This window comes from Arthrobacter alpinus (assembly GCF_001294625.1).
Taxonomy (GTDB): domain Bacteria; phylum Actinomycetota; class Actinomycetes; order Actinomycetales; family Micrococcaceae; genus Specibacter; species Specibacter alpinus_A.
The window spans coordinates 289,631-314,969 of the sequence record NZ_CP012677.1; the positions used below are offsets into that span (position 1 = coordinate 289,631).

At 62.9% G+C, this 25,339-nt stretch carries 24 protein-coding genes and 1 pseudogene; 14 read left to right on the plus strand and 11 right to left on the minus strand.

Translation table 11 applies throughout. The annotated features are described in order from the left end of the window. The first annotated feature begins 5 nt into the window (after window positions 1–5). Window positions 6–1,079 (plus strand): phosphotransferase family protein, encoded by a 1,074-nt coding sequence (locus AOC05_RS01130; RefSeq protein WP_062009180.1) that lies wholly within the window; start codon window positions 6–8, stop codon window positions 1,077–1,079. Here the strand turns inward: AOC05_RS01130 and AOC05_RS01135 are convergent. From AOC05_RS01135 to AOC05_RS01165, 7 genes are all read right to left on the minus strand, one after another. After that, window positions 1,076–2,317 carry an acetyl-CoA acetyltransferase gene (locus AOC05_RS01135; RefSeq protein WP_062004942.1) on the minus strand — a complete coding sequence of 414 codons (1,242 nt, stop codon included), beginning with the start codon at window positions 2,315–2,317 and terminating at the stop codon, window positions 1,076–1,078. The two genes, AOC05_RS01130 and AOC05_RS01135, sit on opposite strands and share 4 nt — an antisense overlap. Before the next feature lie 25 nt (window positions 2,318–2,342). After that, window positions 2,343–3,527 carry a thiolase family protein gene (locus AOC05_RS01140; RefSeq protein ID WP_062004944.1) on the minus strand — a complete coding sequence of 395 codons (1,185 nt, stop codon included), beginning with the start codon at window positions 3,525–3,527 and terminating at the stop codon, window positions 2,343–2,345. Beyond that, complete coding sequence (locus AOC05_RS01145; protein ID WP_062004946.1) at window positions 3,524–5,260, minus strand: class I adenylate-forming enzyme family protein; 1,737 nt, start codon at window positions 5,258–5,260, stop codon at window positions 3,524–3,526. The genes AOC05_RS01140 and AOC05_RS01145 overlap by 4 nt, the downstream gene beginning before the upstream one ends. 73 nt (window positions 5,261–5,333) lie before the next feature. Further along, a complete protein-coding gene (locus AOC05_RS01150; RefSeq protein ID WP_062004948.1) occupies window positions 5,334–6,800 on the minus strand; it encodes a carotenoid oxygenase family protein in 1,467 nt (488 codons plus the stop codon). A gap of 16 nt (window positions 6,801–6,816) precedes the next feature. Then, complete coding sequence (locus AOC05_RS01155) at window positions 6,817–8,532, minus strand: aldehyde dehydrogenase family protein (RefSeq protein WP_062004950.1); 1,716 nt, start codon at window positions 8,530–8,532, stop codon at window positions 6,817–6,819. A gap of 76 nt (window positions 8,533–8,608) precedes the next feature. Beyond that, complete coding sequence (locus AOC05_RS01160) at window positions 8,609–9,061, minus strand: PaaI family thioesterase (RefSeq protein ID WP_062004952.1); 453 nt, start codon at window positions 9,059–9,061, stop codon at window positions 8,609–8,611. Next, window positions 9,058–10,254: a thiolase family protein gene (locus AOC05_RS01165; RefSeq protein ID WP_230085476.1), complete on the minus strand. Its 1,197-nt coding sequence runs from the start codon at window positions 10,252–10,254 to the stop codon at window positions 9,058–9,060. Before AOC05_RS01165 ends, AOC05_RS01160 begins: the two co-directional genes overlap by 4 nt. A gap of 47 nt (window positions 10,255–10,301) precedes the next feature. Here AOC05_RS01165 and AOC05_RS01170 point away from each other — a divergent pair, with 47 nt between their 5' ends. From AOC05_RS01170 to AOC05_RS01180, 3 genes are read left to right on the plus strand one after another with little or no spacing between them, the layout of a single operon-like run. Next, on the plus strand, window positions 10,302–11,879 hold the full coding sequence (locus AOC05_RS01170; RefSeq protein WP_197277876.1) for a class I adenylate-forming enzyme family protein: 1,578 nt from the start codon (window positions 10,302–10,304) through the stop codon (window positions 11,877–11,879). After that, a complete protein-coding gene (locus AOC05_RS01175) occupies window positions 11,876–12,820 on the plus strand; it encodes an NAD(P)H-dependent flavin oxidoreductase (protein ID WP_062004956.1) in 945 nt (314 codons plus the stop codon). The genes AOC05_RS01170 and AOC05_RS01175 overlap by 4 nt, the downstream gene beginning before the upstream one ends. A gap of 13 nt (window positions 12,821–12,833) precedes the next feature. Further along, window positions 12,834–13,772, plus strand: a complete 939-nt coding sequence (locus AOC05_RS01180) for a winged helix-turn-helix transcriptional regulator (protein WP_062004958.1) — start codon at window positions 12,834–12,836, stop codon at window positions 13,770–13,772. A gap of 1,098 nt (window positions 13,773–14,870) precedes the next feature. Here AOC05_RS01180 and AOC05_RS01185 read toward each other — a convergent pair. Next, the gene (locus AOC05_RS01185; RefSeq protein ID WP_062004961.1) at window positions 14,871–15,755 is read right to left on the minus strand and encodes a VOC family protein; all 885 of its coding nucleotides are present in this window, start codon (window positions 15,753–15,755) and stop codon (window positions 14,871–14,873) included. A gap of 534 nt (window positions 15,756–16,289) precedes the next feature. Here AOC05_RS01185 and AOC05_RS01190 point away from each other — a divergent pair. The 7 genes and pseudogenes from AOC05_RS01190 (at window position 16,290) to AOC05_RS01220 (ending at window position 21,692) form a co-directional block, all read left to right on the plus strand. Beyond that, complete coding sequence (locus AOC05_RS01190; protein WP_062004963.1) at window positions 16,290–16,835, plus strand: alternate-type signal peptide domain-containing protein; 546 nt, start codon at window positions 16,290–16,292, stop codon at window positions 16,833–16,835. Window positions 16,836–16,858: 23 nt separating this feature from the next. Continuing rightward, window positions 16,859–17,407 carry a signal peptidase I gene (locus tag AOC05_RS01195; protein WP_062004965.1) on the plus strand — a complete coding sequence of 183 codons (549 nt, stop codon included), beginning with the start codon at window positions 16,859–16,861 and terminating at the stop codon, window positions 17,405–17,407. A 23-nt stretch (window positions 17,408–17,430) separates the two neighbouring features. Next, the gene (locus tag AOC05_RS01200; RefSeq protein ID WP_062004967.1) at window positions 17,431–18,066 is read left to right on the plus strand and encodes an LPXTG cell wall anchor domain-containing protein; all 636 of its coding nucleotides are present in this window, start codon (window positions 17,431–17,433) and stop codon (window positions 18,064–18,066) included. Further along, window positions 18,050–18,724: a TasA family protein gene (locus AOC05_RS01205; RefSeq protein WP_062004969.1), complete on the plus strand. Its 675-nt coding sequence runs from the start codon at window positions 18,050–18,052 to the stop codon at window positions 18,722–18,724. The genes AOC05_RS01200 and AOC05_RS01205 overlap by 17 nt, the downstream gene beginning before the upstream one ends. Then, window positions 18,721–20,187: a signal peptidase I gene (locus tag AOC05_RS18650; RefSeq protein ID WP_082357667.1), complete on the plus strand. Its 1,467-nt coding sequence runs from the start codon at window positions 18,721–18,723 to the stop codon at window positions 20,185–20,187. The genes AOC05_RS01205 and AOC05_RS18650 overlap by 4 nt, the downstream gene beginning before the upstream one ends. A gap of 638 nt (window positions 20,188–20,825) precedes the next feature. Beyond that, window positions 20,826–21,497, plus strand: a pseudogene (locus AOC05_RS01215) (DNA alkylation repair protein). 21 nt (window positions 21,498–21,518) lie between these two features. Further along, window positions 21,519–21,692, plus strand: coding sequence for a hypothetical protein (locus AOC05_RS01220; protein WP_154605019.1), 174 nt, complete (start codon window positions 21,519–21,521; stop codon window positions 21,690–21,692). A 6-nt stretch (window positions 21,693–21,698) separates the two neighbouring features. On the opposite strand, the gene AOC05_RS19925 is transcribed toward AOC05_RS01220, so the two are convergent. Continuing rightward, the gene (locus tag AOC05_RS19925) at window positions 21,699–21,962 is read right to left on the minus strand and encodes a hypothetical protein (protein WP_062004973.1); all 264 of its coding nucleotides are present in this window, start codon (window positions 21,960–21,962) and stop codon (window positions 21,699–21,701) included. Between the two features lie 72 nt (window positions 21,963–22,034). Here AOC05_RS19925 and AOC05_RS19930 point away from each other — a divergent pair, with 72 nt between their 5' ends. Next, window positions 22,035–22,229 (plus strand): hypothetical protein, encoded by a 195-nt coding sequence (locus AOC05_RS19930; protein ID WP_062004975.1) that lies wholly within the window; start codon window positions 22,035–22,037, stop codon window positions 22,227–22,229. Here the strand turns inward: AOC05_RS19930 and AOC05_RS19935 are convergent. Beyond that, window positions 22,206–22,436, minus strand: a complete 231-nt coding sequence (locus tag AOC05_RS19935; RefSeq protein WP_062004977.1) for an HAD family hydrolase — start codon at window positions 22,434–22,436, stop codon at window positions 22,206–22,208. The two genes, AOC05_RS19930 and AOC05_RS19935, sit on opposite strands and share 24 nt — an antisense overlap. Window positions 22,437–22,811: 375 nt before the next feature. Between AOC05_RS19935 and AOC05_RS19940 the strand changes: the two genes are divergently transcribed. Both AOC05_RS19940 and AOC05_RS19945 read left to right on the plus strand, forming a co-directional pair. Continuing rightward, the gene (locus AOC05_RS19940; protein ID WP_062004981.1) at window positions 22,812–23,057 is read left to right on the plus strand and encodes an aspartate/glutamate racemase family protein; all 246 of its coding nucleotides are present in this window, start codon (window positions 22,812–22,814) and stop codon (window positions 23,055–23,057) included. Then, window positions 23,041–23,208 carry a hypothetical protein gene (locus tag AOC05_RS19945; protein ID WP_222439976.1) on the plus strand — a complete coding sequence of 56 codons (168 nt, stop codon included), beginning with the start codon at window positions 23,041–23,043 and terminating at the stop codon, window positions 23,206–23,208. Before AOC05_RS19940 ends, AOC05_RS19945 begins: the two co-directional genes overlap by 17 nt. A 113-nt stretch (window positions 23,209–23,321) precedes the next feature. Here AOC05_RS19945 and AOC05_RS01250 read toward each other — a convergent pair whose 3' ends face one another. Then, window positions 23,322–25,331 (minus strand): ABC1 kinase family protein, encoded by a 2,010-nt coding sequence (locus AOC05_RS01250; protein ID WP_230085477.1) that lies wholly within the window; start codon window positions 25,329–25,331, stop codon window positions 23,322–23,324. Window positions 25,332–25,339 lie beyond the last annotated feature (8 nt).

Consider the following 25,339-nt stretch of genomic DNA (forward strand, 5'->3'; position numbering starts at 1 on the left):
CGGCCATGGCGCGTCCGCCCTTGCTGGTCCTGGAAGCGCTCACGGAGTTCCTGGATGCCGAAGACCTGGGTTCCGGGGCGATCTGCTGGCTACGGATTGGCGAGGGCCATTCGAACCTGACGTACTTGCTGCGAAGGGGTGCGCGCTCTCTGGTGCTGCGTCGGGGTCCCCGGCCCCCGCTGCCGAAGTCCACGCACGACATGGTACGCGAGTCGCGCATTCAGCGGATGGTGAAGGACGCCGGAATCGCGGTGCCGAACATCGTCGCCGTGTGCGCGGACCCTTCGGTGCTGGGTGTGCCGTTCTACGTGATGGACTATCTCGACGGTGTTGTCATCACCAGCGAAGAACCGCCGGATTTCGCCACCGTCGAACGGAGGCGTGCCACCGCGTTCGCCGCCGTCGACATGCTGGTTGCGCTGCACAGCGTCGATGTCACGCGGGGCGGGTTGGAAAACGTTGGGCGCCCCGACGGCTACTTGGAGCGCCAAGTGAGCCTGTTCTCCACTTTGTGGGACACCTCCACCCAGCGTTCGGTGCCGGAGATCAAGTCCGTCGCGGCCTGGCTTGCGTCGAACACGCCAACGAGCCAGCGCGCCTCCGTAGTGCACGGCGACTTCCGCATGGGTAATCTCATGTTTGAGCAGTCGGCCCCACCCCGGGTGCTCGCGATCTTGGACTGGGAGATGGCGACCGTTGGCGATCCGCTTGCGGACCTCGGCTACTTCCTGGCGACGTACGCAGAAAAGGGGGAGGCCTCCACGCCACTTGAACTCACCCAGGTCACCCGCTATGAGGGCTACCCCACGCGGGACGAGCTCGCTGTGCGTTACGGTGCCGCGACGGGTCTGGACCTTTCAGAACTGCGCTGGTATCAGGCCTTCGCACTGTGGAAGGCGGCTGTTTTTTGTGAGGCCATCTACACGCGCTGGCTCAACGGCGAGCGTCCTGGCGACACATTTGCGCCAACACTCGCCGACGGCGTGCCAGCACTTGCCGGGGCATCTGCCAGACTCATCGGAGCTGGGCTGAGAGGAACCCGGACGGATCCAGAGGCGGGTGAGCACGGGTGCAGCTAGTCGCACCCGACCACAAAGCTTGCCACGGTGGACACACTGCCGCCAAAGTTCAAGGTGGCGACGTTCTTGGCCCCCTCAACCTGGATCTCACCGGCCGCGCCGATCACTTGGCGGCGCGCGTCGTTGAGCATCCTCACTCCCGTTGCCCCCACCGGATGCCCGCCGGAGAGCAGCCCGCCAGAGGGGTTGATCGGAATAGATCCCGACATCTCCATCCGGCCATCCTCGATCGCCTGCCAGGCTTTGCCCGGCTCGGTGATGCCCAGGTGATCGATTGCCATGTAGGAGCTGATCGAGAAGCAGTCGTGAAGTTCGATGGCATCCAGGGCGTCGGGGCCCGCGATTCCGGCACGTGAGTAGCTGTCCAGGATCGCAGCCCGCAGGTGCGGGAACAAATACTCGCTGCCAAGAGATGCGTGCAGCTTCTCGCCGAGCGCCATTGAGGAGGTTTTATGCCCCCAGCCTTTGAGCCGCGGCGGCATCTGCACGTGGCCGTGCTTCATGCGCCAGCGCTGGGCGTACTCGCGGCTGGCCAGTACCACGGCACTGGAACCATCGCTGATGCGGCCGCAGTCGCTTTTGCGCAGCGAGCCTTGAACAAGGGGATTCACCTGGTCGTCGTCTACAAATGATGCCGCCGTCTCGACCCAGTCCCGGGTCTGCGCCAGCGGGTTCCTCCGAGCGTTCGCGCGGCTGTTCTGCACCAGCCTGGACAGGTGTTCGGTGGTCATTCCGCCGTAACGGCGGGAGATTTCTTCGGCGATTCGATCGAAGGCGGCCGGCCAGGCCAGTTCCCCGAGATCTTCCCTGGCGCGCCAGCTCGCACAGCCGAGGTTTTTTGCCGCGACTGTTCCTGGCACGTTGCGCATCTGCTCCACGCCGAGCACAAGAACGACGTCGTACAGCCCGGCTTCGATGTCGGCCATTGCACCCAAGGCTGCCATGCTTCCCGATGCGCAGGCTGCCTCGTGACGCGAGGACGGCAGCTCACGCCACTGGTCCATCACTGCCGGGAGCATGGCGCCTAGGTGTGACTGGCCGGTGAAGATCTCGCTGGAGTGGTTGCCCACGTGCCCGCGTTGAACATCGACGGCGTCGATCCTGGCATCGTCGATGGCGCCGACCGCGGCCTCGCGAATCAGCGAGAACACCGCATCGCCGATGCCCTCCGCGGCGAGGTTGCGCTTGAAGTCCGTCTGGGATCCGCCCAGCAGATAGACGCCTTTGGTGCTGTTCATGCTCAGTGGCTCCTTTGGATGCGGCTTAGGCGAAAGCTTCGATGACGATGGCTGTGGCAAGTCCGAGGGCTGCGGGAATGGTGACGAGTCCATATCCGCCGCCCTGCCTGCGGAGCTGGTCCAGGGCGTTGGCGACGAGGATGCCACCGCTGGCGCCTAGTGGGTGGCCGACGGCAATGGCGCCGCCGTTCGGGTTGACGATCTCCGCTGACACGCCTAGCTCGCGAGTCAGCAGCAGGGGTGTGACCGCGAAGGATTCGTTGACCTCAATGATCGACAAATCACGTGCTGAAAGCCCCGCCCGGGCAAGCGCTTTCAGGCTGGCGGGCACGGTGGCTTCCAAGCCCGGTGAGCGCACGGCCGCCTGGGCCCAGCCCAGCACTTGGCCACGCGGTTGTTGCTCGTGCTCCTTCGCCCACCCCGTGGAGGCGAGCACGAGGGCGGCAGCGGCGTCCGCAAACTGCGGGGCGGTGCCCACAGTGTGCCTTCCGCGGTCTGCGCCGCCGGTCAACTCGAGGCGGCGTTCGACCCGCTCCCAGAGCGGATCGTCGGCAAACAGCGGGGCAAGTGCCGCCATCGATTCCAGGGTGGTGTCGGCTCGTGCACCCTCATCGCTGGTCAAGACGACGCCGGATGGCGTGGCGACCGGGACGATGGAATCCCACACCGGTGCCGCACTCGATCGTTGCTGCGAGCGCAACCCGTAGGCGTCCAGCTCGGCGCGGGAGATCCCGGCTCGGACTGCGGTGGCATCGGCTGAAACGCCGATCGAGACGAAGCCGGTTTCCTCACCCACGCCCGGGTCAATCGCGAAGGATGGCTGGTCCGCCAGCATGGGTACGCGTGACATTGATTCGACTCCAGCGACGACGATCAGCTCGGCACCGCCGGAGAGAATCTGTGCGGCGCCGGCGCTGATGGCGTCCAGGCCCGAGCAGCACAGACGCGAAACCATGCCGGTCGGTACGGCGTCCGACCAGCCAGCTAGCATTGCCGCCACCCGGCCGACGTTTCCGCCCTGTTCCCCGACAGCCGTACTCACCCCGACGATCACATCGTCAACTCGATGCTCGGGCAGCCCGCGCACTGTGAGTTCGCGCAGAAGCACAGACAGAAGCTGTGCCGGGGAAAGCTCGGCAAGTGTGCCGCCCCCGCGTCTAACCCGTGCTCGCGGGGTGCGTACGGCGTCGAGGATCAGGGCACCTTTCACGCCTGAGCCTGCGCCAATACCTTGCGCAGCTCGCGCTTGATGACCTTGCCGACCGGGTTCCGCGGCAGCACCTCAAGCACGCGCAGGTTTTCGGGCAGCTTGTAGGAGGCGATGTGTTGCTCGCGCAGGAACGCCACGAGTTCGGGCAGGTCCAAGGTGGTGTCGGGGTGAAGCGAGACGAACGCAGCGACCTTTTCCCCCAGCATCTCATCCACGTCGCCGACGACGGCGACATCCGCCACGGCAGGGTGGCGCATGATCAGTGTCTCCAGCTCGACAGGAGCAATGTTCATGCCGCCACGGATGATGATGTCCTTGGAGCGATCGACATAGCGCACGTACTGGCTTTGGTCGCCAGCGATCTCGAAAATGTCACCGGTCTTCAGGTAGCCTTCCGCATCGAAAGGGTTGGCGAGCGTCTCCGGGTTGAGGTAACGCGCGAACAACTGCGGACCACTGATGTGCAGCTCTCCGGGGATTCCGGGTTCGGTGATCTCCTCGCCGGTGACCAGGTCATAGATCTTCACGTCCGCCCATTCTGAGAGACCGATGGACCACTTCACGCCCTCTGCTCCGTAACGCGGGAAGTACTTTGCCCGGTCGTCGGGGTTCGGCACGTCAACATGGCTGGAGAGCAGGCCGACACCCTCGTTGGAGCCGAAGAAGTTGATGATGGGAATGTTGAACTTCTCCTGCCAGCCCCGCACCATGGCTGGGTTGAGCGGGGCGGAGCCAGAGCCGATCCGGGTCAGGCTGCTTAGATCGATCTTGCTCAGCAAGGCTTCGTTGTGCAGCAACATGGACAGCAGCGCCGGCGGGGCCAAGGTGTAGCTCACGCGCTCAAGGGCAATCTGGGCGAAGAAGGTGGGTGCGTCGAACGGGTGGTGTTGGACGAGCACGCAACCGGTGCGTATCCATGGCAGCAGCATTGCGCAGATGCCGGCCATGTTGATCATCGGGAACGCGTTCAAGATGACGTCGTCGGTGGTGGTCGCCGAGGCGTCCTGGCAGACCATGCTGAACACGAGCCAGTCATAGTGCGCCCGCATAACCCCCTTCGGCACGCCTTCAGTACCCGAGGTCCAGCAAATACTCACACAGTCATTGGGGTCATTTGGCGTGTTCTTCCGGTAAGTGGCGAGATCTGCCTCGTCGGCAGCCGTGGCCAGGGTCGGGAACAGGTGGATGACCCCCTCGCTGTCAGCAGCAAGTGCGTCTCCGGCCAGACCATAGCTGAACACCTCGCGGAGGGTAGGGATTTGCTCACGCAGCCGTGCGAAGTCATCGGCCGGATGCCGTTCACCGAAAGCGCGCGCAGCAATAACCCAGTCGAACTCCGCGGCATTGCCCATCGTGATGGCCTCGTGATCGCGGTACTGCATAGCGAGAGGAGATACTGTCGCACCCAACGTCCACGCCGCGATGAGCGCCTCTGTGAGCTCCGCACCGTTGGCCAGCTGGACACCAATGGTGTCTCCTCGCCGCACGCCAGCCTCGGCGAGACGTGCGGCGAGGGCCGTCACCTCGCTGTCGACCTCGCGCCAACTCAGGCGTCGGGCGGCACCCCCCGCAAGGGCGGCACGGTTCGCCGGGTCCAGAAGTGCGAGTGTGTCGCCACGTCGGGCGGCGGTCGCGCGGAACATTGCGTCAATGGTCTCCGCAGTCCACTGCCCGCTGGCAAGGAGGTCGTCGACGCGGGACTGGGGGTGCAGATTCAGACGGCTGGATTGCATAGGACTTCCTTGCTTAGTGGGGGTCCGCCCAACAGCATTGTCGAACGGAATCGCGAAAAGGTGAATCTGGGGTTTAGGAAAGCTGGTCGGCACGAATCCAGGTGGCGTGGAATCCGGCGGGGACGGACTGCGGAAGCTTGATGCGGGCCACAGGTCCGGCCGCGATGTCCTCGGCCGCGAGCACCAGGATTTCGCCCTTGCCCTCGGCCTCGTCGTTGACGAAGGTTACTAGGTAGCCGTCGCTGTCATGCTTGGAGCCGTCGCGCGGGGCGAACGGGCTCTCCGAACCCCAGCGCCCTGCGCCGAACTGGTAGCTCTCCTTCGCACCGGTCTGCGAGTCGTGGCGCACAATGCCGTCGAACAGCAGGGTCGGTTCATTCGCCAGGCTCATGTTGTAGGAGTAGCGGTGCCGTGTGCCGACGATGCGCTGGTCCATGCTGGGGAACTCGATATTCTGGTCGTCGAGCGGGCGCTCGCTGGTCTGCCCGGTCGCCAGGTCGAACTCGTAGCGGTAGAGCTGGGCGTCGAGTCGCATGTACGCGAGCATATTGCCCAGCGGGTGCTCGAAAGTGCTCTGATGCTGCGGGTTCTTCACCCGGCACACCTCCATGATGACCTTGGAGCCTTCCTCCCACGAATTGACCACATGGTAGATGTAGCAGGGCTTGGCCTCGAACCATCGCACGTCGGCGCCTGACCCATACCGGGGGATCACGGCAAACCGCGACACCAGGGACTTGTCGTAGAAGATGCGGTACTTGCCGTTGCGGCGTGCTTCTTGATCCTGCACCAGCGGCAAATCCATCAACACGGTGTAGTTCGGGGTGATCGCCATGTCGTGCGGTAAACGTGGTCCGGGGGTGTCTACCTGAGCAAGGTGCGTCTGCGTGCCGTCCGCGCCGATAATCCCGTAGCGCATGTAGTCCATGTCCGGGCCATAATCGAACCAGAGCAGCTCTCCGGTGCTCTCGTCGGCTTTCGGGTGTGCCATCATGTCACCGGCGAAGGTGCCCAAGAAGTCTTGGGCACCTAGGGTCTCCAGGGAGAGCGGGTCGACGGCGTACGGGTCCCCGCACAGGTACCAGGTGGCCAGGACCTGGCCGCGATGGAAAATGACGTCGGTGTTGGCGGAATCCTTGATGCCGAGGCCGTGACCGTTGCCGAACGGGTTTGATTCCGGATTCTCCATGAGACCGGTCCACAAGGACTTGCCGGCCGCGGATTCTTCGTGGAAAGCGCGGGTACGTATCCAGCGGTTACGATAGCGCACCTTGCCGTTGTCGAAATGCACCGCATGGATCATGCCGTCGCCGTCGAACATGTGGTAGCGGCCAGGAGAGTCGAAACGCCGGTTCGGACCGTTGCGCAGGTAGACACCATTGAGGTCACGCGGTATCTCGCCAATGACCTCGAGGTCTTCCAATGACAGCTCCGTTTGTACCGGCGCATAGACCCCCAACAGGTAGGGGTTGTCGAACGAGGCGTCCGCACCCATTGCCCGGGCGACGGCGATGGGCTTCTCCGGATTGGTGATGGTCATGTTCTGGACCTCGATTTCAGTCGTGTGAAGGGTGCAGTGGGCGGCGGGACTGGACGATGCGGAAGCGTCCGGCAATGAACGATTCGTCGGTAAGTGTGGCGGTGCCGGCGGGGTTGAGGCCGGAGACGTGAAAATCACTGAAAGCGGCGGAGAAGTTGATGGGCATGGCGCCGGTGACGTTGCTTGTCAGGGAAGCGCCCGCGGCAGCGAACGCTTCTTCTGCGTCGTCGATCAGGTCCTCATTGGTGGAGTACAGGAACGCGGTGATGGCCCCATGGAGGGCGGCATCCTCGGACGCGCGACGCAAGGCCGTGCGAGCATCAGGCACCCGGATAAGGAAGACAACCGGGCCGAAGCGCTCGTGTGTGAAGAGCTCCGCATCTTCGGGCCCGACCCGGACGATCAGCGGCGTGCTGGTCCGGGCCTCCGGATAGTTCGGGGCAGCCCAGCTGCGAGGAGTGCTGAGCACCTGCGCGCGGGAGCTCAACGCCTCGGTGAGCTTGCTGATCTCCTGGATCGTGCGGTCAGACTGGATGGTGCCCAGCACCGCTGCGGCACGCCGGGGGCTTTGGAGGATCGCTTCGACGGCGTCCACCAGAGCCTGTTCAACCCCCTCTGCGGTGAGTACGCCGTGGGGGGTTCCCACCCCGGACTCGGGAACGTAGATGTTCTGCGGGGCCGTGCACATCTGCGCGGAGAACAAGGTGATGGCGCTGGCAATTGCTCCGAACGCGGCGGAGGTGTCGGCGAACGAGTCCAGAACCACCGAGTTCAGGCCAGCAGTTTCGGTATATATGCGTGCCTGGCGGGCGTTCGCCTCTATCCAGGCACCGTAGCGCGGGGAACCGGTGAAGTCGACGACGCGCACCTGCGGGTCGGTGGCCAGCACCGAGGTGATCGGATCCGCGGCGGAGTCGACGGCAAGCTGCACAAGGTCAGCGTCGCAGCCAGCCTCGAGCAGGGTCTCGCGCATGATCTTCACAGCCAGCGCCATCTGCAGCACAGAGGAGGGGTGTGGTTTGACGATGACAGGGTTTCCCGCCATTAGGTTCGCGAAGATGGCCGGATACACGTTCCAGGCGGGGAAGCTTGCACAGGCCACGACCAGGGCAGGACCCATTGGCACGATGCGGTAGCTCTTCTGCAGTGAAATGAGCTCGGTGCCGAACATCTGCTCCCAGGTGGCGTTGGCGGGTACCCGTGAGAGCATCTGCCAGGCGGTGGCAATGGCTTCCAGGCCCCGGTCCAACGCATTCGTGCCGCTGCCGGACTGACCCATGCCCCGCCCCTGGCCTGTGGTGTGCATTGCAGCAAGGCCCAGCACCGGGTTCGCCGCAAACATCCGCTCAGTCATCTCGAGACAGACTCCGGCGCGCTCGCCGATGGTCCGGGCGCTCCAGCCGGTCAGTACCCCGCGTGCCCGTTCGATCAACGGGGCGGCCCCAGCTCGCGGATAGCTGACGCCGAGGGGGAGACGGGTCCACGGAGACACCTCGTCGGGCTGTGCCGTGATGGCCCCAACGTTGCCCGCGAGGTCCAGTGGAGTGTTAAGGATTGCGGAGAAGGCCGCATCGGCATCAGCGCCTGTGGGGCCGGCCGGTTCGCGGCCGGTGAACCCGCTGAAGGCCGCCCGGGTGCTGACCGCTTGGACGGCGGCTCTCAACCGTGCCTCATGCATGACGGCGAGATGGGTAGGCGTGAACGCCAATTTTTGCTCGGGGGTGGTGGTCATTGAGAACTCCTCATTTCAGTACCATAAGCGAAGTTAGGTGGATAGGCAAGGACTATTTTTACCTGTTCGGTTTATGTCATTTAGGCCAAAGGAGCAGCTGCGTGCAGCGAAAAAGTGCGATTCGTCCGCCGTCGTCGTCAAATACTTCCGCGTCCCACACCTGGGTACTGCGCCCGCCATGGACAAGCACCGCCACCGTGCGGACCGTCCCCGTGCGCGCGGTGCCCACATACGAGGTTTTCTGCTCCAAGGTGGTGAAGCCGGCGGCGCCGGACGGCAGTGACAGCCGGCATCCGAAGCCGGCGGCCGTGTCGGCCAAGGCCACCACGGAGGCGGCATGCAGGTAGCCGTTGGGGGCCAGCACAGCCGGGACCACTGGCATTTCCGCCTCGATGCGCCCGTGTAAGGCACCGGTGATCTTGATGCCCAGGGTGCCAGGCAGCCTCCCGATCCCGAGCGCCGTCAGCTCGGCCGGGTCCGCTGCGCCGGGGTAAGCGGGCGTTGGGCGTGCCCCGTAATCCCTATTCACTGCTCCACCTCGACGGCGACGGCGATGCCCTGCCCGACCCCTATGCACGCCGTCATGATGCCCAGGCCGCCGCCCCGTTCGCCCACGCCGTGGGCGCAATCGATCAGGGCTCGAGTGGCGGATGCCCCGAGTGGATGGCCGAGAGCTATGGCCCCGCCGTGTGGGTTGATCAGCACATGCTTGGGTGGGTCGAGTTTGGCCAGACAGGCCAGTACAACGGCAGCGAAGGCCTCGTTGATTTCCAAAACCGCGACGTCGGCCAGGGTCCGCCCAAGCTGGTGCAGGAGCTTGTTGACCGCTTCGACCGGGGCCAGGGCGAAACGGGAAGGGTCGACTCCAACGACGGCGGAGCCAACGATGCGCGCGATCGGCAAGACGCCGGATTCTGACACCCGCCTGCCCGAGACGATCAGCGTCGCGGCGGCACCGTCGCTCAGTGGCGAGGAATTCCCCGCAGTGACCGCCCCGCCGGCGGAAAACGCGGACGCAAGCACGGACAGTGCCCAGGCGCTAGTGGTGGGGCGGATGCACTCGTCGCGAAGAATCCCGGCCGTGGGGATGACCCGGCCTGCGTGGAAGCCGGTGTTCCAGGCGGCATCGGCGAGCGTGTGGGATCGCAGTGCCCAGGCATCCTGGCCTGCACGGCCAATTCCAAGCTCCTGGGCAATCAATTCGGCCGATCGCCCCAGGGTTTCCACCCAGGGCCCGGGAAATTTCGGGTTGACCATCCGCCAGCCGAGGGCCGTCGGCACCAGTTCCAGCTGCGTCGGCAGCCGGTCGTCGATGGGGGCGATCACCTGTGGGGCGCGGCTCATCCCCTCCACGCCGCCGGCGATCACGACGTCGGCATCCCCCGCCCGGATGGCACGCGCTGCCAGCACAATGGACTCCGCGCCTGATCCGCACAGGCGATTGACGGTTGTTGCGGGTGTGGAGACCGGGAGACCGGCAAGCAGTGCCGCCATGCGGGCAACATTGCGGTTGTCTTCACCGGCACCGTTCGCGTCGCCAAGGATGACGTCATCGACGCCGGCCGCCACTAGGGTCGGATTCCGTGCCACGATCTCGCGCAGGGGAGCCGCGGCCAAGTCATCAACCCTTGTGCGGGAAAGCGACCCTCGATATCGCCCGAAGGGCGTGCGAACGCTGTCAACGAGATAAGCGTGATTCTGGTCCATGGACGTCTTTGTCATAACCGTACCTTTCGCATCAGACTTCGTTTATAGTACTCATTATGACGATGGAAACGTTAGATGGGTTTAATGTGGTCGGTGATGTGCTCGACGCAGCCGCCCAGCGCTATGGTCATCAGACGGCGGTGCAGGATGCCACGGGCCTGCTCACCTTTACCGAACTCCGCGACCGGTCCAGGCGTCTCGCCGACGCTTTGCTTCGGAGCGGGCTCCGTCCCGGCGACCGGGTGATCGAAGCCCTCCCGAACAGCTGTGACTTGCTGGTCAGCGAAATGGCGCTGGCGCTGGCGGGTCTGGTCCGGGTGCCATTGAACCCCCGCCTTGGTACCCGGGAATGGCGTGGCATTCGTGAAGACTGCGGTGCCCGAGGCCTCATTGCAGAGGACCAACTGGCAGGTGTTGACGGCGCCCGGATCCTTGAGAGCATCTCGTGCGAGATCTCGGTGCGAACGGATGGGGGAGGCCTGGCGGCCCTGATCGAGTCCGGATCCTGCGACACGGCCCTGCCGGCCGCCGCACCGGAGGATCTGCTCGGCCTGGCCTACTCGTCGGGAACGACCGGACTGCCGAAGGGCGCGCTGCGCACCCACCGAATGCGTCTGGCCGCCACGCACGCAATGCTGCACCATGTTATTGAACCCACCGGCGTGCCCGCAGCCTATTTACACGCGGGGCCCGCCATCCACACCAGCGGCCTATTTATCTTGCCAATGCTCGCCCTGGGCGTCAGGCAGGTCATGGCGCACCATCCACAGCCCGCCGAAATCACCCGAATAGTCGTTGCCGAAGGCATCACCCACCTGGCCCTGGTACCGAGCGTCATCGACGCGCTCACATATCTGCCCACCTCCGATCGCGCCTCCTTCGCCGGGGTGCGGATGCTGGCGTATGCCGGGGCCCCCATGCGGCCGGCCCAGACCCGGCGCTGCGCCGAACTGCTAACCGATCGCCTGGTGCAGTACTACGGACTGGTCGAGGCGATCCCTCCGCTCACCGTGCTCAACATCGATGACCACGCCCGCGGCTTGGGAGAAGAGCCGTCCCTGCTCACCTCGGCCGGCCGGGTGGTATCGGAGGCGCGGATGGAGATTCTGGCGGACGACGGCGTCGGCGAGATTGTGGTCAGCGGTGCCATGGTGGCACCAGGGTATTGGAACGCCGCCGAACGGGCCGACCTGGGCAAGTCGTTCAGGGCTGATGCCCTACTCACGGGCGACGTGGGCCGGATCGTGGACGGATACTTGTATCTCACCGATCGCAAGAACAACATGTTGATCAGCGGCGGATACAACATCTATCCCGCCGAAATCGAAGCAGCCGTCGAATCATGTGAGGGCCTACGCGACGTCGTTGTGGTCGGTCTCGCTGATGAGCGCTGGGGGGAGCGAATCACCTTGGCCTATACGACAAAGTCCGGGCACGATCTAAACGACGGTCAGCAAGAAGAGCTCCGTGAGCGTTTAGCGGCCCTGACCCGGCACAAGCAACCGAAGGCGTGCCATTTCATGCCCGATTTCCCTCTCGGAGCCACCGGCAAGATCGACCGGAGATCCGTCGCGGCGCGACTTGCCGCCGTCGAACTTTCCCTCCAGCCCAACTGCTCCCGAAAGGACCCTACCCCATGACCCCCTTGGAACTACTTGAGCGCCTGCGCATCCCGGTGATGGCAGCACCGATGTTTCTGGCATCCGGGCCCGAGCTCGTCATCGCGGCGAGCCGTGCCGGCATCATCGGCTCGTTCCCCACGCCGAACTGCCGCACGGCCGAGGAGCTCGATGCGTGGCTGACCCAGATCACCACAGCACTGGGCACCGGCGCCGACGCCCAGCCCTGGGCGCTGAATCTCATTACGCACTCGACGAACACACGCCTCGGTGCCGACCTGGAAATGGTTGAGAAGCACCGCCCGCCGATCGTTATCACTGCCCTCGGCTCGCCCCGGCCCGTGGTGGAGGTGGTGCATTCCTATGGTGGGATCGTGCTCGCAGACGTTGTTTCGATGAAGCTTGCCCGCAAGGCCGCAGACGCCGGGGCCGACGGGCTCGTGTGCGTATCTTCGGGCGCGGGCGGACATACCGGCCACCTATCGCCGCTGCCGTTCATCGCCGCCGTGCGTGAGCGCTTCGATGGCCTGGTGTGTGTGGGAGGTGGCATCGCAACCGGTGCAGGTATTGCTGGCGCCGTTGCTGCCGGGGCTGATCTGGTCTATATGGGCACGCGCTTCCTCGCCACGAAGGAGAGCATCGCCTTGGAGGGTCACAAGAAGATGGTGGTCGACAGTGAGATAGATGACCTTGTTGTCTCTGCGGCCATCACCGGCACGCCGGCATCCTGGTTGCGTGCTTCGCTAGAAGCCGTCGGCATCGATCCCTCCGCAACGGGCGCCACCTCACGGGACTACTCCATGGAGGCGTCCAACGTTCGACGTTGGAAGGACACCTGGGCTGCAGGTCAGGGGCTCAACAGCATTGACGCGATCGAGACCACAGCGGATATTGTCGATCGCTTGGTGGCCGAGTACGGCGCTGCGTGGGATCGAGTCGACAGGATTGCCACCACCCGCTGACTATACTGGCAAGGTGTCAGTAACTATTCCGCCCGGTGGCAGTGCAATCGGGTCAGCACTGCTCGCGCTCGGGGACCGCTGGACACTGCTGATCCTCCAGCGGGCCTTCGTTCTCCACACCCGCCGCTTTAGCGACTGGCGTGCGCAGCTAGGCGTCAGCGACTCTACGCTGGCCGCACGGCTGCGTGATCTGGTCGCCGCCGAACTCCTCGTACGCGCACCTTACGATGACAACGGCCGTACCCGCGAAGAGTATCTGCTCACGCCGCGGGCGCTGGAGCTGTACAGCCTGTTCCTGGTGATCTGGGGTTGGGAGCAGGCCTCGATGCCAGGCGCCAAAGACGCGCCGCATCTGATCCACGATAAATGCGGGCAGTCGATTCTTCCGCACCTGGGGTGTGGTGTCTGCGGGACCGCCCCGGTCACGGCGCGCGAGACCACCGCTGAGCGCGCTGAGCATGCCGAGTTCGCGAAGATCAGTGTGCCCAGGCTGCACCGTCGCGCCCAAGAGACGGGCACCCCGACGGATGCCATTTCCTATTTCCCGCAGACGATGGGGATTCTCGGCGACCGCTGGAGTACAGCGATCCTTGCAGCATCCTTCATTGGCATCCGGCGTTTCAACGCTTTCAAGTCGGAGCTTGGCATTGCTCCGTCGATCCTCTCGGACCGGCTGCGACGCTTCGTCGGCGTCGGCGTGCTGCACGCTCCCAATGACGCGGGCGAGTACCGCCTCACCGCCAAGGGCATGGGCTTCTTCCCAACCTTTGCCCTCATCGTGGACTGGGCTCAGCGATGGTATGCCGCTGCGCCCAGTCGTGAGCTGACCATCCGACACACCGCCTGCGGGGCGCCGCTGCACCCAGTCCTTTTCTGCTCACTGTGTGGTGAGCTGCTAGAGCGCACCACCGTCCACTTTGAGTTCTCACCGACCACAACGCAGAGAGTCTGAACCGGGCCGTCGATCTGTCCTGGATTGTGCTGGTCCTCCCCATCGCCGACCCGGCCCGGGTGCTTGGCGATGTCTTCTTCGACGGCGTCACCACCTTGCTCGACGGCGACGGACTCACCGCCATGGTCTGAACCCCGGACCAGAACTGGTGGCGGACGCACACCAGCCAGCTGGGCACGTTCTGAAGTTTGTCCAGATTGATGTTCAATGGCACGCGGGTTACCAGCGGTGTCCTTGTCAGTGCCTTCGCCTCGTGCCTGGGCCAGAACCTACGTGAGCTCGTCGGGAGGAGAATCCCCTAAATACGAGTAGCACCACGACCATCTCCACGGTGTTCATCATCATGGGTATCCTGTTGGCCGGTGTTGGCCGGTGTTGGCCGGTGTTGGGCCGGCATGCGGCAAATGCGGCGATTGACCACTTTCGTGGTGAGAGTGGCTCGCGGGAACGATTGGGAGTGGCCTAACGCTGTTCGTGATCGAATGATGGGTGTTTCATGGGCGATCCCCATTACAGGGTGCGGAGTCAGATTGACCTCAACCGGCTCAGGCGGCAAACATCTGAGTTTTAGTACCATGCGTTGTCATGCATCATTGCAGCCAATAAAGGTCAAAAATAGCCAACAACAAAATGGAAACGGTAATCTAGTCGACAGCTGGTCAGGGGGAGGTCCCTGGTGCCGGATCATGGTGAGGTGTCATCGTGCGTTTTGGGTGACCGGAGGATCTCCATCTCTTGATGGAAACGATTCCGAGATGCGTACTTTCTTCAGTTACCGCGATCGCGGTAACTGAAACGGGGGTCACATTCGAAACCTCATACTCTGATTGAACCCTCCCACTCGCGGGCTCCCCACCAAGATTGTATTCAAAGGCTGCACCATGATTTCCAAACGTAGTGCTATGAAGATTGGTACGCTGCTCTGTGCCGTAATGGCTCTCTCCGCCTGCGGCGGTGCATCGAACTCGAAGGGTGCCGCGGAGTCCAGCGAACCAGTCACCGGTGGTGAGCTTGTTGTCGCGTCTCTCCCATCGATGATCGACGGGTCTGACGCCTGTGGGTCAACAGGGAGTTGTGTCATGCAATGCCCACAAAGCGTCACAGTTCGGAAATGATGATCTTCTTCATGGTGAGCATGCGCTGGTAGGCGCCTGGGTACTTCATCAGTTCGCCCATGTTCTGGGGCACGATCTGCCAACTCACGCCAAAACGGTCCACCAGCCAGCCACATTGTTCGGCTTCGGGTACCTCGGAAAGTTCCTCCCACAATTTGTCGATCTCATCCTGGCTCGCGCAGGAGACTTGCAAGGAGAGCCCTGGTGTGAAGGTGAAGTGGTGATCCGTGCCGCCGTCCATGGCGGAGAACCACTGGCTGGCGAGGTGGAACTCGGCGAAGAGGATGCCACCGGAGTCTCCTGGCTTAGGTACCACCATTTCGGTGCCCGAATCCGGGAGAAGGCCGGCGTAGAGGTCGATGGCCTGCTGGGCCTGGGCCACAGGGCCGGTGAACAGGAACTGTGGAATCAGCATCGGTCGTTGGTTTCCGGCCGGGTCGGCCAGCATGAGCTGCCAGTTCACCCCCAAACGGTCCTCGACCCAGCCGTACAGCTTGCTGTGCGGGTACTCGCCCAATGCCATGCGCACCTCGCCCCCATCTGCGAAGGCTTCCCACACGCTGTGGATGCAGGTGCGCGCCTCCTCTTCGCCGCCGTCGAACATCAGCGGATCCATGTTCAGGATGAACGACAGGGCAGGCGTTGGACGGAACTCGGTCCCGGCATTAATGAGGCGGATCTGGTAGCCGCCAACGCTCACATCAACCACCAGCGGTTTCCCTGCAAAATCGCGTTGGGAGTCCGGCAAGTCCTGCCCCGGATAGGACATGGTGACCTCAGCCGACGTTTTCGGAAGCACGGCAGAATAGAATTCGCCGGCCTCCACCGCATTGCCCTGGCACCATACGTTGGGCACGATCCGTTGCATGATTCCTCCTCGCGAACTATTTCAGCATGGCACGATCGTCAGGCGCCATCAATAGATGACGAATCGGAAATGTGCCCGCACCGGGGATATTCCACCGTCTAGACGCACAGGCCCACAGCCGGACGAGGTTGAACTGGACAGCGCCAGGGGAGGGGCGCCGTCGTCCGCTTCCAAAAAACGGGTGCTGGCCAGGACGAACTTACCTCTGAATACAGAGCCTGGCTCACCCAACGAGGAACAATATAGCCCAGCGTAAAAAACTGATTGACAGTTATAGGAGCATCGCGTAGGGGGTAAGCGCCTTCGTGATCGCCCGACGTTGACTCATCGTAAGCTCCATGCCTCACAGTATCCCGCCAGCAACCACCAGCAGGAACGATGCGCCGCTACCTGGACACTACCAAATGATTCTTCGATAGCAGCTAGGCGGGCATGTTTGCTGAGTAAATGCGGAAGTTCGCTTTCCACCGTGGGGTGTCGTACCGTGAGGAATAGCCCTATCAAGCCGTTGGGGAACGGATAAGAGGAGAAATCATGAATAAGTTGGCCAAAGGTGCTATTGCCGCGGGTGCCGCAGGAATCTTGTTGCTCGGTGGTCTCGGAACGCTGGCTTTCTGGAACGACTCAACGGCCGTCAACGGTGGGAACGTGACCACTGGAACACTGGCCCTCAGTGATGCGGTATGTGACGGCGGGTGGGTATATGCGGTCGGCAATGCCGGAGTAGGCGCCCCGGTAGGGCTGATTGTTCCGGGCGACACGATCTCCAAGGAATGCACGTTCGCGATCACTGCAACCGGTGACAACCTGGAAGCGGACCTCGTCATCCCTGCGGAGGTAACCTTCACTAGCAGTCCCGATGCCCCCACGCTCAATGCAACGGCCTCGGCGAGTTACACGACTGCTGGCGGTGTGACTGGCGCTACCGTAACTTCTGCCAATGACGGGGACATTGTCACAGCCACTATCAAGGTTGTGTTTCCGTTCGGGGATGCCGCCCTTGTCAATACCAACGACACGCAAGGGATCCTATCTACCTTGGACGACATCACCGTCTCGCTCGCCCAGACGGAGTCCTGATCTTTCGCATCGAGCGCTGAGTAATGGTTGTCCGGTCCTTACTTCGCTGGTTCGGGCAAGTTGTTGCGTGGCTGCTGATCCTTTCGGTGGCAGCGAGCGTGGCGGTGGCGGTGGTAATCCCGAGGATCACTGGCGCAACACCGTACACGATTCTTACCGGATCGATGCAGCCGGAGTTGCCTCCCGGGACCTTGGTGGTGGTGAGACCGGTTGATGCTAACAAGATCAGCATCGGCTCGGTCATCACCTACCAACTCCAATCAGGCAAGGCTACCAACGTCACCCACCGTGTAGTGGCTCAAGGCTTCGACACCAAGGGCGGACTGCGTTTTCAGACTCAGGGAGATGCCAACAACGTTCCTGACGAGAATTGGGTCAAACCAATTCAGATCAAAGGCGAAAAGTGGTACGCAGTTCCCTACCTAGGATACGTCAACAACATACTCATCCGAGAGGAGAGACAGATGGCGGTATACATCGCGGCTGCGCTCCTTCTCGGGTATGCGGCATTTTCGTTCATCGGAGCCATCCGAGATCGTGGAGGTCACCGCAGAACCTCGGCCGACTCTTGAGGCGCCGTTTCTGGAGTGTTTTGGTGTGTACCGCGGTCCTCTTCTGCCTGGTGGCGCCAGCCGCGTACGCAGCCGATGAGTTGCATGTCAGCTGGGACGGCGACGCTTGGTCAGAGCAGTTGAGTGAACCGCTGTTCGATCCCGCACTGCGCTGGGTTCCCGGCGACTTTGAAGTAAAAGTTTTCTATATCCGCAACCATGCCAAGGGTGGAGCGACTCTCACGATAGCGGTTACCACTACCGATCGTGATCACCTTCTGCGCTATGAGGACATCAGGCTCTCGGCGCGCGTCGCTTCAGGTGATTGGGTGGATTTGGAGCGCACGGAGCAGAACTTCCGGCTAAACAATGAAGCGCTGCATGCTGGTGAGGTACGTAAAGTAGAGGTGCGCGCTCATTTTGATTCGGACTCACCGAACCGCTCTCAAAACAAAGAACTGGCACTGAATTTTCGCGTGGTTCTTTCCGATGAACAAGTCGCAACCGAAGACCCTGAGGGGCCAGGAACTAATGACGAGGAATCCACTGGGCCTCTTCCGCAGACGGGAGCGTCAGACGTCCGCTGGTCAATCATTACTGCCGGAATCGCCATGGGTGTCGGCATTGCACTCCTAGGGATGCGTAAGCGAGAGGAGACCGAACATGAGAGATCACACTGAACCCCGTTTTGGCGGTTTTTGGCGGGGGTTGGCCTCACGCAAGGTTCGTGCTGTGCTCTGTCTCGGAATCTTCGCCGCCCCTGCAGCCGTGGGAACCATGGCCTACTGGACCGATGAGGCCACCATAGAGTCCGGTACGTTCACTGCAGGCACATTGGACTTGACCGTGGGCGGCGCAGTGGAGGACAGCAACTACCTCCCAGGCCCCGGCGGCACACACGAATACTCCACTTTAACCATTGCGGATCTGCTCCCTGGCGAGAGCATTGCCCGCCCGTTCATCGTACGAAATTTCGGCACCACAAGATTCATCTATAACGGGTTTGTCCACACCACGAACAACGCCCTCGCTGCATCCGGCAACGAGGGTGGACTGCAGGTCGCAATCTATGCCGGCGGCTCGCCGACCAACGCTGGCACACAAGCAGCCGGGGATCGAAGTGGCAGCTGCCCCGGCGGGGACTTGCTCAAGAACCAGGAAGTTAGCACTTCAACCAATACAGTGGAACTTGCCCCTGCGGACATTCCCCTCGCCCCGGGCGCGACGCAGACTCACTGCGTCGTAGTCCTCCTCGACTTGGTGGCACCGAACGCGCTCCAAGGAGCGCGTACCCAACTGATAGTGGAGCTGGACGCCAAACAGATGGGGGCTCCATGACAACGCCAGAACCGACCATTCGTAAGACGGGCCGCCGAGCGGTTGAGGTACTCCTCTGGTGCGGTGCCGGTCTTGGTAGCTTGAGCATCATTGCCGCTCTCGCTGCGGTGATCTTTGGCATTGTGCCGTTGGTGTTCACCTCGGGCTCGATGTCACCAGAAGTACCAACAGGCTCCCTCGGCCTAGCTCGTACCGTGGCTGCCAGCGACCTCCGGGTCGGGGACGTCGTCAGCGTCACCGCATCCGACAAGACTCGGGTCACGCATCGGGTTCTCGCCGTCGAGCAACAATCGGACATCGCTGCACTGACCCTCAAGGGTGACGCCAACCCTGGACCAGACCGAGAAACGTACGCCGTCACTGAGGCAGACCAGGTTTTCTTCACTGCGCCGTACCTCGGCCGGATTATCATGATCCTCACCAGTCCATGGGGGATGTTCGTTGGCGGTCTCACTGCTGCGGCACTTCTGCTATGGGCATTCCGTCGCCAGCCGTCGGCTGGCGACGACTCGGACTCCGGCTTAGAAGACGAGACTGCGAAAAAACCGCCGGAAGCGCCCCCCGTGAAGTCCGGCTGGCACCGCGCGCACCAAAGGAAGGTCCGGATAAGGGCGACCGTGTTAGCCGTGGGCATCCCCGCCCTCCTGCTCACCACTGTGGCCTCCGGTACTTCCGCATATTTCACCGATACCGCCGAAGTGACGACGACGGGCTTCGTCGCGCACCGGGTGCTACAGCCCGGCCCCGCCACTTGCACAGCCAACGCGAATAGCATCACCGTTGGTACGACGCCCCTAGCTGATCCTCGCTATACCTACTGGGCCCGTGTCTACACCCCAGCTGGTGTCGCGATCTCTGACTACAAACAGATGACCGGTAATCCGGCCACGGCCAGATTAAACACATCCAATTTCACGCCGCCACTTGCCCTGAGAACAACCTACACGGTTCGTATTCACTCCAGAGTCGGGGCCCCGGGGCCCACCGGGTCATCGGGGTGGGAATCACAGGTATTCCGGCGGGCAGAGTTCAGCACGACAGGTACGACCCTCCAATGCGGCGCGGCCATCGTGCCTCCGAACATCGTGTTCACTCAGCCGACCAATGGCTTCACCGGAACCAAGGCGCAGCTACAGGCTCGGCTCGACCGTGATTGCGATCGAATTGTTGGGGGTATCTGCGGAACAGCAATCGACCCGAATGGAACGGTTGTGTCCGTGGAGTACATCCTTCAGCGGACCAATATTGGCACGTATTGCTATGTCCCAGGCGGCAACCCCAACGGATACCCTGCGGGTGGGTCATGCAGATACCGGAGTGCGGAACGAAACGGGGACACGTGGACGATCCCCGGTAACCTCTTCGGCGGACTCATAGGTTGGAACTACACGCTCACCATCAAGGCGACAGACAACCACGGAGCCGTCACGGAGAAAGCGATCGAGTTCAGGGTGACTCCCTGACGCTGGCCATTCCGAGCAATCGTATGCTGAGATCCATCGCCCCTCTCTAAGTTCCGGTTCCGTACTCCCCGGGTAAAGGACGCGAACTCCTGCACATCCGGGTCGACCGGCCCAAGCTCACCTGAAGTTACGTAGGTTAACACAGGAAGATCCCCGGATTTCCCGGGATCTTCCTGTGTTTGTGCTTGGGTGTCTGGCTACTTCCGGGTGCAGACGCAGGGTCTCAGCCATGACCCGTGCGAGTGTGGCCCGTCTTGCCTCAACATGCGTGAGCGGGGCATCAGCGTTCAGGTCACGCAGTTCCTCAGAAATTGTGGCCTGCGACTGCTACGACTCCTGTGCCGAGTAGCTCCAGATCGAAGTAGAGCATGCTGTGATCGCAAAGGAAGCCATCGATGCCAGTTCCACAGCGACAGCAACTCCGAACATGCGTGACGCGCTTCTCCGGCCCATCTGCGATGAGACGACCTAGGCGCCGCTGACAAACTCAGCCTGCCCTCCGCCGTACAACACGTCAATGTTGTACACATTGCCGCGGGCGGGCAGAACCACCGAGCAGGTAAAGCCGTCGTACGTACTTCCCGAGTACGCTGAAAAGCACAGATAACCGACAGGAGTGCGGGAAGGCCCAACCAACTTTGAGCAGCACGACGGCGGCGCAGGTGTTGGCCGAGCTGGCTACCCTGGAAGACCCGAGGGCCCGCGCCATCAATGAGCGGCACGGCGACGACCACGGGGTGAACCTGGGCAAACTGCGCGCCATTGCGAAGCGGCTGAAGATGCAGCAGGAGATTGCCCGGGAACTGTGGGCCAGCGGCGACACCGCGGTACGGTTGGTGGCACTGCTGATCCGCCGCCCCAAGGACTTCGGCCGCGATGAGCTGGACGCCATGTTGCGTCAGGCCCGTCCCCAAAATACACGACTGGTTGGTTAACTACGTGCTGAAGAAGAGCCCGCATGCCCAGGAGCTGCGGGTGGCCTGGTTCACGGATCCGGACCCCGTGGTGGCCAGTGCCGCGTGGGCGCTGACAAGTGAACAGGTGGTTACGAATCCCGAAGGCCTAGACTTGCCGGGGCTGCTGGAGATCATCGAGGTACAGATGAAGGACGCCCCGGACCGCCTGCAATGGGCCATGAACAACTGCCCGGCCCCGATCGGGATCGAGCACCTCGAGCTCAGGACCAGGCTCTGAGCATCGGGGAACGCCTGGAAGTCCTCAGGGACTACCCGACGCCGCCGAACTGCACCTCGCCGTTCGCACCCATCTGGATCACCGAGATGGTCCGGCGGAAGGGCGGGGCAAGCTAAGCGAACCGCCAGGTGGAGTTCTTGGCAGCCCCCTACACGCTGGTTGTCATGGCCGGAATCGCTTTCTCACAACTTGCCCTGGTCGCCGTCTGGGTGTTCAGTCCATGGACCAGCGTGATGCTCGCCGTGGGCAGGGTCACGGTCTCCGGCACGGCATTCGTGCGCCTCATGCTGGTCCTGATGTACTGCGCCTAACCTTGCCTAGAGCAGTCCGAGCTGCGCAAAAGCCGCAGCCATGCCCGCCCGGCTCGGCGGTGGCGCCGTGCGGTCGATCCCCAGAAACGCGATAGCAACGGCCACGCCGTCGGCCTTGCTGATGCCGCGCTGGAACAGTTCCCCGGAGTGCATACCCTCGGTTGCCATCGAATTGGCGACGACGTCGATGTCCGGCCCGATCTCGCAGGCCAGGGCGGCGAGGGGAATCGGGGACTCGAAGACGGATGCCTTGGCGAAGCGCGGAAGCAACTTCCCCAGGGTGCGCAGCGGTCCCAGAATGCTTGAGGAGCCGCTCTGGTGTCTATCCGGTGACTCCTTGAAGTGTGCCTCGACGATGACACGCAGGCGATCCTGCGCGGCCGGGGGCGCATGGAGTTATTCCTGCGCCTCAAGGATGTACACGGCATGGTGGACGTTAAGGGCCGGCACGGTCCTGGCCGCCAGGTCTGCGGGGAAGCGGCGGTCAAGGAGGACTTCACCGGCCACCTCTACCTAGGCGCCAGCACTGGCGATTAGGCCGTCAAAGCCCGCCTCGAGGATGTGCTCGGGGAGCATCGACACTGGCCGGCCGGTGCACAAGAAGACTTTGTGGCCGGCAGCACGTGCCGACCGGACAGCCCGTACATGGGCATCCGGGACAACCCCGTAGTCGGCGTAGGTCCCATCAACATCGAGGAAGACGGCATGGATGGTCTTTGCGGTGGTGCGTGGCTGGGCGGTCATGATCAGGGAGTCTACCCGGGCAAAGTCTCCAGCCGGCGGAGTATGCCGCGTGAATCTAGTGGCGCACACAGGCTACGACGTTGGTACGGTCCGCCGGCTCCAGCAGGTCGCGGTTGTGCTTCCACTTGTTGTCGATGCGATGCGCGGTGGCAAGTTCCGTCAGCCGCGGCTCAGGAACCAGCAGCCGTCGCGCTTCGAGCCGTGAGGTAAGGCGACTTGGACACTCGCCAAGCCGCCATAGCTCACGGGTCGCGTGCGTCCTACTCCAGGATTGCGGAAACACAGTGAAGAAGACTGGCCTGCTGGGTGCGTTGAGCTGGCAGAGCACCGCCCTGTACTACCAGATCATCAACGAACACATCAAGGAAGAACTGCGTGGCCGGCGAGATCGAGGACGCCATTGCTGTTCCGTTCCTGCATCTGGCTGACATCACCGCGGTTGCCGTGGCAAATGCTGGAATCGGAACCATTGGATTGCTGGGCGCCCAATTCACGATGGAAGAAGACTTCTCCATCGAGCACCTGAAATCCCAGAGATTGCCAGTAGTGGTCTCCCTCGCCGGACGACGGGGCAACCGTCAACCGAATCATCTTGAGGGAACTGGTGCTGGGTGCATTTAAGGACGAATCCCGCAGTGGGTACCGACGCATCATCAACGATCAAGGCGCCCAAGGCATCGTCCTTAGCTGTACCGCGATCGAGATGCTCATCGGCGCAGAGGGGCTCGGCGCTACCGGTGTTCTCGACCACCCGGCTTCACGCCGAGTCTGACGGTGCGCCGCCGAGGTAGACGCTAAGCCGCGTCTGTCTCGGCGGTTCCCGTCTACCTCGGCGAGGTCCGCGCAGAGCTCAGCCCCGCCGGGTGGCGAGGTCCGCGCGGAACACTAGGCGTCGACGTCTCGCTTGAAGACCAGCATCAGGGCCCGCATGCCCAGCACGAACCCGCCAAAGAGCAGGGCGAATCCAAACACGCCGTATAGGTGGATCTGCCCGGTCAGCAAGGGGCCTTCGTTGCTGGTGATCAGCATGATGGAGCCCAGTACGGCCGACCCCGCCAAAACGGCCACGATCAGCTGCTGGAACAATCCGGTGAGGTAGCGCCTGTCCGAAGGATGGGCCAGGACGCGCACGTTCATGTTGAAGCGCCCGTGTTCGAGGTCCTCGGTGATCTTGTTGAGGCGTCGCGGGAGCCGGTTGAGCAGCGGCAGTAGTTGCATGGCGCGTTGCTCCAGCTCGTCCTTGACGCTGCCGAGCTTGAATCTGTCGGCCATGAGCCGGCTGCCCTCGGCGCGGGAGGCGGCTACCAGATCCATGGTCGGGTCGATGATTTGCAAGGTGCCTTCGACGGCGGCCAGGGCCCTGAAGGCGGCGCCGATCTGGGCGGGCACGGCGAACTTGTAGGCGATGACCAGTGACATCAGATCGCCGAACATCTTCTGGCTGCCGCCGGGGCCAAACCCGACCCGGTAGCGGGTGAGCAGCTGCCCGAGTTCGCGTTCCAGCGCCCTTTCATCCAGGGTGTCGGGACGGTCCAGCAGTTCGATGAGCGCGTCGGTGGCCCCGGCACTGTCGTTTTTGTCAATGGAATACAGCATCATGCCCAGTGCGGTTTGCGTGGCCGGGTCCAAGCGGCCCACGGCACCGAAGTCCAGCAGGCCCAGGGTCCCCTCCGAGGTGATGAAGATGTTTCCTGCGTGCAGGTCGGCGTGGAAGACGCCGTCTGAGACGATCTGCTCAAGGGTGGCGCCGAGCAAGGTGGTGGCCAGGGCGCTGCGTTCCTCAGCGTTCAGACCGGCCAGCAGGGTGCCGGCTGAGCTAACGGGGCGCCCTGGCAGCGTGTCCATGACCAGCAGCCGTTCGCTGGAAAATTCCGGGTACGCGTGGGGAACGGAAACGGAAAAGTTGCCCGACACCGCCAGGGAATGCTCAATGCTGCGCATGTTCTCCAGCTCGATCCGGTAGTCAAGTTCCTCCTCTAGGGACCCGGCAAAGCCCTGCGCCAGGGTGTACACACCCAAGGACTTGCCCCACGGGGTGGTCTTGTTCAGCCAGTGCGCAAGCCGCAGGATGATGTCCGTGTCCAGGTTGACCTGGTCCAAGGCCCCGGGGCGCTGGACCTTGATCACCACGGAGGTCCCGTCAAGCAAGGTGGCCTGGTGCACCTGGGCCACGGATGCCGCCGCCAGTGGGATCGGGTTGATGTCACTGAAAACTTCGGCGACCGGGCGGTCCAGACGTTCCTTGATCGCGGCAGAAATCCGCTCCCACGGTTCCGGACTTGCCTTGGTTTGAAGTGTCTGAAGTTCGCGAATGTACGTTTCGGGAAGCAGGTCCTGGCGGGTGGAGAGCATCTGGCCCAGCTTGACAAACGTGACCCCGGCCTCGTTGAGCGCGTTGCGCAGGGCGCGGGCCGTTTTGGCCTCCCGCTCGGTGCTGTCGCCGTTGCCAAAGCCGCGCAGCCGCGAACCAAGCCCGTGGCGCACGGCGATCGCGACAACGTCGGAATACCGTCTGGTGCGACGTCGTCGTGCCTTCCAGCCCGTGAAAAGGGAGCTGAAACGGGGCAGGGAACCGGTGGGGAACGCCGCCTCGATGAACACGAGGGCGCCCACGCCGAGGGCAAAAATCCAGCCGACGGCCAGCACCAGGAACAGCACGGCCACGGCTGGCGCCACATTCAGGCCGTTGGTGTTCTGGTCCGTGGCAGCCCGGAATAAGTACTGAACGGTCAGCCCCATGGTGGCGCTCATGATGAACCCCACCATGATGGAGCGCGGCCAGCCAATGGGCACACCCACCACGCGCCGCACCACGGTGGCCGCAAGCCACGACTGCAGCAGCAGGAACAACAAGCCCGCAATACTGAGCACGACGATCAGCACAAAGTCCACCACGGCCACTA